General features: G+C 65.2%; 3 protein-coding genes and 1 pseudogene. All 4 read left to right on the forward strand.

Features of this window, described 5'->3' with window-relative positions; genetic code table 11:
* Positions 1–261 (forward strand): annotated as a pseudogene (locus IC66_RS0124655) (tRNA (adenosine(37)-N6)-threonylcarbamoyltransferase complex dimerization subunit type 1 TsaB); the annotation flags it as partial.
* Positions 258–743: a ribosomal protein S18-alanine N-acetyltransferase gene (rimI, locus tag IC66_RS0124660; RefSeq protein ID WP_038949432.1), complete on the forward strand. Its 486-nt coding sequence runs from the start codon at positions 258–260 to the stop codon at positions 741–743. The pseudogene IC66_RS0124655 and the gene rimI, both read left to right, overlap by 4 nt.
* A 39-nt stretch (positions 744–782) precedes the next feature.
* On the forward strand, positions 783–1,238 hold the full coding sequence (locus IC66_RS0124665) for a Fur family transcriptional regulator (RefSeq protein WP_018319430.1): 456 nt from the start codon (positions 783–785) through the stop codon (positions 1,236–1,238).
* Between the two features lie 4 nt (positions 1,239–1,242).
* A partial coding sequence (locus tag IC66_RS0124670; RefSeq protein WP_038949433.1) for an HAD family hydrolase occupies positions 1,243–1,803 on the forward strand: 561 nt, incomplete at its 3' end.

Raw genomic sequence — 1,803 nt, forward strand, 5'->3', positions numbered from 1 at the left:
GACGAGGCGATCGCAGCCTCGCAATTCGGCGCGCCGCATCTGGTCGGCAATGCCGCCAATATCCTCGCCGAGCGCTGGCCGAAGGATGTCCCGCAGCCGGTTGCGGTCGATGCGCAGCCCGCGCCCGATATCGGCTGGGTCGCATGGCTAGGCGCCGCCGCCGATCCGGCGACGAATCCGGCGCGGCCGTTCTATCTGAAGGCGCCCGACGCCAAGCCGGCGGCACAGCCGCCATTTGCAGCACAAGTCCCGACCCCATGATGAGATGGCTGTCGGAATGGTGGCGCGGCGGCACCGCCGCCGTCGAGCCCGCATCCGTGCGTGACGCTGCGCAACTGGCGCAGCTTCACGGCGCCTCCTTCGCGCGCGGCTGGGGCGAGGGCGAATTCGAGAGCATGGTCAGCGAGCGCAACACGCTCGTGCATCGGCTGCGCCTCGGCCGCAGGACCGTCGGATTCGCGGTATCGCGGATCGGGGCGGATGAAGCGGAAATCCTCTCGATCGCGGTGGACGGGACCTATCGCGGCCGCGGCCTCTCCCGCACGCTGCTGATGACCCATCTCGGCCATCTCGCGGGGCGCGGCGTGCGCACAATATTTCTCGAAGTTGAGGAAAATAACCAGCCGGCGCGGCGGCTCTACGACGGTGCCGGATTCATGGTGGTCGGGCGCCGCGAACGCTACTATAAGCAGCCGAACGGGGAACAATTGAACGCCCTTCTGATGCGACGTGACTTGTCGTAACATTGGTGGCAGAAAGCGCCCCCGCCAGGCAGACAAACTATGACCGCACTGAAACCTTCTTCCGCATCCAAGGCGTCCGGCATCGAAGCGCGCTGTGCCGCCACCGGCATGCGCATGACCGAGCAGCGCCGTGTCATCGCCCGCGTGCTCGCGGAGGCGATCGATCATCCCGATGTCGAGGAACTGTACCGGCGCTGCGTTGCCGTCGACGACAAGATCTCGATCTCGACCGTGTATCGCACCGTCAAGCTGTTCGAGGATGCCGGCATCATCGAGCGCCATGATTTCCGCGAGGGCCGCGCGCGCTACGAGCAGATGCGTGACAGCCATCACGATCACCTCATCAATCTGCGCGACGGCAAGGTGATCGAGTTCACCTCCGAGGAGATCGAGAAGCTGCAGGCGGAGATCGCCCGCAAGCTCGGCTATCGGCTGGTCGACCACCGGCTCGAGCTCTATTGCGTCCCGCTCGACGACGACAAGCCGACGTCTTGATTTAGTGCCGATAGACCTCATCATCTTCGACTGCGACGGTGTGCTCGTGGACAGCGAGGTGATCTCCTGTCGCGCGCATGCGGATGTGCTGACGAGGCACGGCTATCCGATCACCTCGGAGCAGGTGCTGGTCCGTTTCCTCGGCGTGTCCGAGAAAGACGCGCGGCGGATGGTCGAACAGGAAATCGGCCGCAGCCTCCCGGGTGATCTGGAGCAACAGATCAGTGCGGCCACGCTGCAATTCTACGCCAGCGATCTGCAGCCGATCACCCATGTGGCTGCGGCGATCGGCGCAATCGATCTGCCTAAATGCGTCGCATCGAGCGGCACGCCGGAGAAGATCACTCACGGCCTGACCTGTGCCGGCCTCTACGACCTGCTCGCTCCGCACATCTTCTCAGCGAGCCAGGTCGCACGCGGCAAGCCCGCGCCCGATCTGTTTCTGTTCGCCGCCAAGCAGATGAAAGTCCCGCCGGAACGCTGCCTCGTGATCGAGGACAGCGTCCCCGGGGTAACAGGCGCGTCCGCAGCCGGGATGACCGTGCTGGGCTTTCACGGCGGCAGC

Source organism: Bradyrhizobium genomosp. III, from assembly GCF_000261705.1.
In the GTDB taxonomy this organism is placed as follows: Bacteria; Pseudomonadota; Alphaproteobacteria; order Rhizobiales; family Xanthobacteraceae; genus Bradyrhizobium; species Bradyrhizobium ottawaense.

Coding starts and splice junctions, on each gene's coding strand:
- IC66_RS0124665 (WP_018319430.1), top strand. CDS start 783: ATGACCGCACTGAAACCTTCTTCCGCATCCAAGGCGTCCGGCATCGAA.
- rimI (WP_038949432.1), top strand. CDS start 258: ATGATGAGATGGCTGTCGGAATGGTGGCGCGGCGGCACCGCCGCCGTC.